Annotated in this window: 3 protein-coding genes; 1 reads left to right on the plus strand and 2 read right to left on the minus strand. The window is 46.4% G+C overall.

Annotated features, from left to right (window positions below; translation table 11 throughout):
• Window positions 1–3,896 (minus strand): DUF4347 domain-containing protein (locus tag QUA40_RS26115; protein ID WP_333131269.1); only part of this gene is annotated, 3,896 nt, incomplete at its 3' end.
• Between the two features lie 505 nt (window positions 3,897–4,401).
• Window positions 4,402–9,009, minus strand: a complete 4,608-nt coding sequence (locus tag QUA40_RS26120; protein WP_333131271.1) for a calcium-binding protein — start codon at window positions 9,007–9,009, stop codon at window positions 4,402–4,404.
• Window positions 9,010–9,040: 31 nt separating this feature from the next.
• On the opposite strand from QUA40_RS26120, the gene QUA40_RS26125 reads away from it, so the two are divergent.
• Window positions 9,041–9,303: hypothetical protein (locus tag QUA40_RS26125; protein WP_333131274.1), on the plus strand; the 263-nt coding region annotated here is incomplete at its 3' end.

Genomic DNA, 9,303 nt, shown 5'->3' on the forward strand with positions numbered 1-9,303 from the left:
GGAGTACCAGTTGTCGGTGGCGTTGGTGTTGGAGTACCAGTTGTCGGTGGCGTTGGTGTTGGAGTACCAGTTGTCGGTGGCGTTGGTGTTGGAGTACCAGTTGTCGGTGGCGTTGGTGTTGGAGTACCAGTTGTCGGTGGCGTTGGTGTTGGAGTACCAGTTGTCGGTGGCGTTGGTGTTGGAGTACCAGTTGTCGGAGGTGTCGGAGTTGGAGTACCAGTTGTCGGTGGCGTTGGTGTTGGAGTACCAGTTGTCGGAGGTGTCGGAGTTGGCGTCGGTGTCGGCGTCGGTGTCGGCGGTGCTACATCGTTATCAGTAATCGCCACTGTCACGCCCGGAATCGAGATCGCACTATACTTACTATCAGCACTCACAGCCGTATGAGAAATACTGCCTGTATGATTTCCTTCAACAACCGCATCGTCTTTCGCCGTTACAGTCACTGGTTTCGCGACATTCCAGTTAGTAGAGTCAAAAGTAACAGGGGCGATCGCATTAATTTCACTGCCATTGGCGAAACTAATCGTCACTGGCGCCGTGGGCACAGAAGTTAGTTTGAGGCTGTACGTCCCAGTAGCACCGCCTTCAGTAGCAGTTGTACTCGTAGGTGTAATACTCACACCTGCGGTATCGTTGTCAGCAATCGTGGCAGTCACAGGAGAAAGTGTCAGCGCATTATACTTGGTATCGGTACTGACAGAAGTGTGAGTAATCGTGCCGCTGTGGGTTCCTTGGGCTATGCTGTCATCGGTAGCGGTGACTGTGACTGTTTTGGCAACATTCCAATTCGTGCTGTCAAAGGTAACAGGCGCGATCGCATTTATTTCACTTCCGGCATTAAAGTTAATGGTAACAGGGGCGATCGGCTGGGATTTTAACTTAACGCTGTACGTGCCATTCGCACCACCTTCGGTAGCAGTTGTACTCGTAGGTGTAATACTCACGCCTGCGGTATCGTTGTCAGCAATCGTGGCAGTCACAGGAGAAATCGTCAGCCCATTATACAAAGTATCGCTGCTGGCAGAAGTGTGAGTAATCGTGCCGCTGCGGGTTCCTTGGGCTATGCTGTCATCGATCGCACTAACAGTCACATTTTGAGCAACATTCCAATTACTGGGGGTGAAAGTCAGAGGTGCGATCGCACTAATTTGAGTACCCGTGTCAAAATTAATCGTAACGTTGGCAGCAGGTGCGGTAGTCAAAACCACTCCGTAGGTTGCCGTTGCACCGCCTTCAGCAATATTTGTACTGCCTGCCGATTGCACGATGGAAACACCGGGACTATCGTTATCAGTAATCGATGCCGTCACATTGGGAATCGGTTTGGCGTTATAACTGGCATCGGTACTGGTAACTGTGTGAGCGATCGTGCCGCTGTGGGTTCCTTGTGCTACATTGTCGTCGAGCGCAGTGACAGTGACAGTTTGATCCACATTCCAGTTAGTGCTGTCAAAAGTAATCGGTGTGGCGATCGGGCTAATTGCATTGCCAGTATTAAAGCTAATGTTAACCGGTGCCGTCGGTTGCGAAGTTAGCTTGACTTTGTAACTGCCAGTTGCGCCGCCTTCTGTAGCAGTGATGTTCGTAGGTGCAATGGTGAAACCGGCAGTGTCATCATTTGTGATGGTAGTTGTAGCAGTTGCAGTAGTAAAGGTAGGTGTCGGCCCCGGTGCAACAGGATTCGACAGCGTAACCGCAACTGTTTCGTCAGGTTCAACTAATCCGTCGCCTAACACATTTAAAGTGATAGTTTTCGATGTTTCCGCCGCTGCAAAGTTGATTGTGCCACTAATACCTGTTGCCCCAGAAGTGCCGCCGATGGTGTTGTAATCGCTGACGTTTGTAGCAGTTCCTCCAATTGCATAATTTACGCTACTTGCTACATCTGTGCCGCCGCTGCGAGTCACTGTAAAAGTTAGGGGAGTTGTGCCGCTATTACCTTCGGGAATGCTGGCAATATCGGTGGCGATAGCGTAAGAAACTGTACCGTTGGCTGCAATAGTTAATGTTGTTTGTTTGGTTGTACCGGCAACGCCACCGGTGATTGTGCCCAAGTTGAGGATTGCTGTTTCGGCGTTTTCAGGGATATTGTCGGGTTTGATCGTGACTGCAACATTCTGGGTGAGTGAGGCACCTGTTGCACCTGCGGGGAATGTAATCGAGGTAGGGGAAATGGTGTAGTCAGAATTAGGGGTGGCTGTGCTGCTGGGGTCGATGACAATTGGTACTGTTAAAGCAGCGTCAGGAGTGCCGCTGAGAGTGACGGGAATATTAACTACCGTGTCTGCGGTTCCTTCTGTGGCGCTGTAAGTTGCAGCCCCGAAATTAACTGTACTGATTGTATTTAGCAGCACCGAAACGTTGTTAGTCCAATAGTTCGACGTGGCTAGGTCAGGATTCCCATCCCCATTCAAGTCGGCAGCGGTGACAGTCCAGGGATTTGACCCCAAGCTATAGTTGGCGGCAGGGCTAAAAGTACCTGTGCCTGTCCCCAACAGAACCGAGAGATTATTAGCAATAGGGGTCGAGTTGCCAACACCGTTGGCCGTTGCTAAGTCAATTTTGCCGTCTGCGTTAAAGTCACCTACAGTAACGGAACGAGGCCCTGTCCCCACAGCAAAGTTAGTGGTAGCCCCAAAGCTACCTGTGCCATTTCCTAACAGTACGGATACATCATTAGAGCCTTCGTTGGCTGTGGCTATGTCAGGGTTGGCATCCCCATTAAAATCTTGCACAGCAACAGAATAGGGGTTTGTCCCCACACTAAAATTAGTGGCAGTGCCAAAGCTGCCCGTGCCTGTCCCCAATAGAATCGAGACATTATTTGAGGTAAAGTTCGCCGTAGCTAGGTCAAGTTTGCCGTCTTTGTTAAAGTCGCCTACAGATACAGACTGGGGTTTTGTCCCGACAATAAAGTTCGTGGCAAGGCCAAAGCTGCCTGTACCTGTCCCTAATAGAATAGAGACATCGTTTGAGTCAATGTTGGCTGTGGCTAGGTCAATCTTGCCATCTCCATTGAAGTCGCCGGACGTAACTGACCAAGGACTCGACCCGACGTTAAAGTTGGTAGCTGTACCAAAACTGCCTGTCCCTGTTCCTAACAGAATTGAGACGTTATTACTCCCCCAGTTGGCAACGGCTAGGTCAAGCTTGGTGTCTCCATTAAAGTCTGCCACCGTCACAGCAAAGGCATATGTTCCCACAGGAAAATTAGTGGGAGCACTAAAGCTGCCTGTACCTGTCCCTAATAGGATAGAAACGTTAGCGACACGATTCGGCACGGCTAAGTCAGGCTTGGTGTCGCCGTTGAAGTCTCCGACGCCGACGAATTGCGGTTGATTCCCCGCGCCAAAATTAGCCGCAGTACCAAAATTCAAAACATACTCGTAACCTGCTAACACTTCGGCTTCAAATACTAGCGGTGTTTCTATTGTCCCGGTTCTCACTTCCAGTTCCCAGTCGCCGCCTTTTGCCGCGCTTCCGGTGAGGTTTTTGGAAGCTGCAACGTTTGTATTTGTGAGTTGGGCTATGCGCTGGATGAAGCCGATCGCACTTAATGCCACATTGCAACCATAAATCAGAATGTCGGCACCCAGAGTTAAAGCACTCCGCCACTCTTGCAATTTCTCGGAATAAGCTTCCAGATTGTCTGCACTCAAGCAGCCATTACCCAATTGCAACCTACCCGGAGCACCGTGAGAAATGATGTGAATGCTGTCAATATTAGTACGAAGAGCTAAAATTTCAGTAATTTGGTCGATCGCATCCCGGTTCCCATCCAAAACGACTACTTCCGTACCCGGTTTTACCCCAGCCACTAAACTTTGATAATTTTCTACTTGAGTATCAATAAAGGCGATCGAGCTTACTGAAACTGGAATATGTAAATTTGGCATACTGCACCTGACTTGGGTTTCAAAAAAATACAACAATTCCCCTATTTCGTGACTGGCGTCCGAAACTATTTCTCAAGGTTGTAGTAACCATAACTGTTTTTTTAGAATATCTATATAAATTTTTCTTTATAAACCCCTATTTAATTAAAGTTTTGATAAAGTTGGGAATTTTTATTAAGTAATATTACGGATGAGCCAGGGCGAGGTGGGTTACACAACACAAAAACTGTTTAATAGCAAGTATCATTAGACTGAAATATTAAGAGCGGGATTTTTGATACATATCTGCGATCGGGTTGGGCCGTTCGTTTCAAGCCCTGGCGGGCTTTCGGGCAAGGGTGGGGGCGGGTTTACGAGATAATTGGTTGTAGGCAATTATTTTTGGTAAAACGCGCCCCTAAAACTTATTCGTTACCATCTTTAGGGGCGATTCCCTACGGGATAGCTTGGCTTGACGTACTTACTTCAAACTCCGATAGAATAAGTGGTTGAACCCACATCTTTCTTAAAGCAATCCGAAATTAACGGCACTAATACTGGTAGCAGAAACTCCGGTGAGAGAAGCTAAAATCTCCCCTGTTTGTGCAAACCGGATTAAGGTTGAGCTGCTATCTTGACTAATTGCCAATTGCGAGAAAGTCAGCCCCTTACCTAATACTAACAAGTCTTGACCGACTTCAAAGTCATCGATGGTGTCAATACCAGAATTGGTAGATAATAAGAAGCGATCGCTCCCTACATCCCCTACTAAGGTATCATCGCCCAAATCGCCACTGAGGAAATCGTTACCCTCACCTCCTACCAGAATATCATTGCCTTGACCGCCGTAGAGGGTATCGTCACCCTTTTCACCAATTAGGATATCTTCACCTCGATTGCCCGAAAGGAAGTCATTGCCGGCGCCTCCTGTCAAAGTATCAAAGCCCTTACCCCCATAAAGGGTATCGTCACCAATTCCACCATCTGTTAAGTCGTTCCCCTGATTGCCATTCATCCAATCGTTGCCATCAAGGCTAAACAACAAGTCATTTCCTTTTTTACCGCGCAATATATCATCGCTAGCGCTGCCCATGAGGGTATCGTCGCCATCTGTACTTTCGGCGGTATTTGTCCCATCTTTGACGAATTCTATACCGCTGCTGGGGAAAGGTTCTTCGGAGGTAGACGGTGTACTAGAACCATCAGTATTTAAGGTATTGCGGACTGTGGGATTGTTAGCTGTCGCCGACTGAATTTTGGTATTTAGAGATGCACCAGTATTTTCGGAAATCGCCGACTGAATCGTCTTATTTCCGGCTGCGACTTGCAGTAAATCTTGGGCTACTTCTCCTTGTGCGACTTTTTGGATGCGGGCGATTTCTGTTGCGGCATCTGAGGGCGAGGAATTGCTCTGTGCGATCGCACCAATTCGCTGATTTCCCTCTGCAATAATTTTCGCAGCATCCGAAGCAATAGTAGATACTTGCGGTACTTGCAGTTGACTTGTCGCGGACTCAATAATCGCCTGCAATTGTGTGGAATTGCTTAAGTCTAGAGTCCCAGATTTAATTTGATTGGCAACGGCGGAAATTACGCGATCGGCAATCTCATTTTTCGCGGTATTTGAAACACCGCTAATTAAATTTGTGATCGAGACAATGGTATTTTGCACGCTCGCGTGTGCTGCATAAACCGCCACACCCTTGGGATCGTTATTGGCGATCGCCTCCAAAGGATCGTAGCTGCCCAGATCGACATCAGTCGGCAGCCCCAGCGCCGATTTCACTTGAGTTTCAGCAGTTTCAGGGTTGGTGCCCTGCTGGGCTAACTCAGCGATGACGGTAGTTAAAGGTGTCACCACCTCTGACTCTGGAGTAGAAGACAACTGTATGTCTAGGGGCAAATAGGTCGAGATATCTATCCCATCGGTGATGACAATTTTGCCTTCGGTATAGTCGATCTTGCCATCTTTATTGTTGTCGAATTTTTCTAGTTCTACTGTGAGGTCGAAGCTGCCATCAGGGTTAGTAAAGGCGAAGGGTTCGTTATCATCTTGCAGGCCATTGAAGTTGCCATCGAAGAAGACTTTTCCGCCAGTGATGTAACCGTCAATGGCACGACTCTTGCGCGTCGAACCAGTTCCCAATCGGAAGTCAGCTAGTGTCTTCTCGCCGAGTCGCTTCTCGTAAGCTGTATTCCATGTAAATCTAGGGCCCTTCCAGCTCCATTTGACCGAGCGATAATCAGCCTGAAAATCTAGCGCTGCTTTAACGTCACCATTGACTTCAAACAGGCTCAGAGGATTACTGATGCGGGAAGTAATTTCTGAGGCGTGAATTTTGCCGTCACCGCTGGTGCCCTTGCTTTGGTCTTCGCCCACGTCGAGCAAGTCTAACTTAGCATTCGCCTCAATCCCCCCCGTGAGATAAGCTTTAGCTACCAAAGCATTAACCCCACCGCTAGCCTTAATACTACCCTTGAGCTTGAGTTCATTTACATCCAGCCCCGTACCATTCGCATTTTGGCGATCGCTCACGTAGAAGCCATCAAGAACTTTATAGGCATCTGAGGCATTAAAGCCAGATTGTTTCCATTGAGAAAGTCCAGAAGTATCAAAGCCGAACGCAAAGTTAGCTTTAGCTTCAAACCCTCCCTCTAACTTGCCGTTGACACCTACATCTACAACAGGAATGGAGTAGATAGGAAACTCTTTACTAATCTTGAAGTTAAAGTCTAGTTTTGGCACTTGATAGGCGAACAGGGTGACATCCGGTTTACCCATTAATAAATCTATGGCAGTTTGAGGATCGCTCAAGATAGGAAAACTCAGCCCATCCATCTTTTGGAAGAGGGAAAGAAACTCTTGAGTCTTGCCCTTTGACTTCGATTTAGCTTGGTCAGTGGGAGATTCCGCAGTTTTGGTTTTAGTTGTCTTAGCGGTTTTGCTATCAGCCTTGGGATTTGTGGCATCGAAATTGATCGCGTAGTCACCTAAATCTATAGCAATGTTGCCCTCTTGGGATGAAAGACTATTGAGCAAATCACTTGCTTTGCCGATGTCCTGAAGGGCATTTAGGAATCGAGTATCGATCTTTTTCTTTGCGATAGTGGCACCCACTTCGATCAGCGTCACCTTGCCATCGTCGTCTTGGTCGAAGAAATTCCTGATAGCACTGAATTCAGACAGCAGTTTAATATCCTTCTCCAGTGCATTGATTACAGGAAGAGCGGGCTTAACAACATCATTGACTTTGGTGATAACAGGTTTAGCAAAACCCGTGATAAAGCTTCCCAAGTCGAGCTGCATATTCTTAAACTCAACCTTGGGTTTTTGCGGCCCGGTTAATTCACCGTTAGCGTAATTGACGATCGGCCAATTGACTGCTAAGTCGAAGTTGTAGGAGGGGATAGCTGCATTCCCGTTAATGCTAGTTTTAGCTTTTAAACCAAGATTAGCGCTACTATTTAAGGTAGCGTTCAATAAGTCTGACAACTGATAGTTGCTAGTCAGTTCTGGGAAGGTTAGGCGATCGCCATCATTGGCACCTCCCAAATTATCTAAATCTTTTAATTTGACGGCAAATTTTGCTTCAGCTTTGGTAGGATTGTTCTTATCGTTGGCAAGGTCTACTTGGAAAAATCCTAATTGACCTTTGGCATTGAAATTATTATCTAGACCAGCTTCTACATTTGCGTCCAGTTTGGTTTGGTTGGTGTCAACATAGAAACCAAAATCTTTATTGACGCCAAATCCTAATGATAAGTTACCGTCAAATTTGGATTGTGCTTTGCCATTTACGTCCAAACCTAATGCTGGAAGTCCTAAGTCTCCAGAAAGGTTAACATCTGGAAATTGATAGTTTCGGTCTAGGGAAATTTGCAGATTAATGTCATCTGGAGTACCTTTGCCAAGTACGCTCAAACTAGGCAAATCTAAAAAACCAAAGAGTTTTTTGGATGGAAAATATTTTTTTAAGGCTTGTTGCAGATTCCTGGCAACTTCTTGAGAAAAATTCTGGCTAAATTGAGAAGTTAATTTGGCACCTAATGCTTCTGAATTGAAATTGCCATCTAGCGAGTCTTGGATAAGAGAAGTTAGGGTAGATTGGAGACTGCGAGAGCTGACTAACTTCAACTCATCTATTGTACTATCCTTGACTGTGTTAAGGAAATTTAAAGCATTAGAATCGGCGGGAATTACGTCTTTTAATTCCCCTAAAATTGGCAGTTTAACTTCCAGTAGTTTTTGATTTAGACTGTCTTGAAGCTGAGTTAAACTCCTTTCCAACCCTTGTAATGTTTGCCCCCAGTTAAAAGATACGTTATCGATGTTAACTGTTGGCTTTTGCGGTGCAGTTAATTGACCGTTGGTATAATTAATAGCCTGCCAATTAACACCCAAGTCGAAACCGAAGGAAGGAAAAGCAGGATTGTCCTTAATGCTGGTTTTAGCTTGGAGACCGAGATTAGCGTTAGCAGTTAAGGTAGAATTGAATAAATCTGACAACTGATAGTTGCCACCAAGTTCTGAGAGTGTTAAACGATCGCCATCATTTGCACCTCCCAAGTTATCTAAATCTTTCAAATTAACGGCAAATTTTGCTTCGGCTTTAGTGGAATTTTGAGCCTGATTATTCAGGTCTATTTGTAAAACGCCTAAATTGCCTTGCGCCTTAAAATTGTCATCTATTCCCGCGTCAAAGTTAGCTGTCAACTTAGTTTTGTTGGTATCTATAAAACAACCAAACTCTTTATTCACACCGACAGCTATTGACAAGTCAAAATTTGCTGTTGATTTCCCTTTCCCATCTGTACTGAAACCTAATCCTGGAACTCCTAAATCTTGGGAGATGTTAGCAGCGGCAATTTGATATTGTTTGCCAATGTTAATTAGTAAAGTGTTTTCATCTAGAGTGGAATTTTTCTCGACTTTAACATTGAACTCCGAGCCAAGTACATTGCGGATCGTTGTTTCTAACTGATCTGTTGTTTGATTGACTCCGTTTTTAACAGCATCAACTAGCTGATTTTTGAAGTTGTCAATAAAATTTGGGGCTACGTTCTTGAGGGGGCCGACGATTGGTAGTTTAATTACTTGTAGCTGATTGTCAAGGATGTTCTCAAGTTTATCCAATCCAGCTTCTAAACCGCACCAAGTCTTCTGTGTGTCTGCGGTAACTGATGGTGTTGGTGTTGGTGTCGGCGGTGTTGGCGTCGGTGTGGGAGTGCCAGTTGTTGGCGTTGGTGTGGGAGTGCCAGTTGTTGGCGTTGGTGTGGGAGTGCCAGTTGTTGGCGTTGGTGTGGGAGTGCCAGTTGTTGGCGTTGGTGTGGGAGTGCCAGTTGTTGGCGTTGGTGTGGGAGTGCCAGTTGTTGGCGTTGGTGTGGGAGTGCCAGTTGTTGGCGTTGGTGTGGGAGTGCCAGTTGTTGG

Source organism: Microcoleus sp. Pol11C3 (assembly GCF_036701485.1).
Classification (GTDB): domain Bacteria; phylum Cyanobacteriota; class Cyanobacteriia; order Cyanobacteriales; family Microcoleaceae; genus Microcoleus.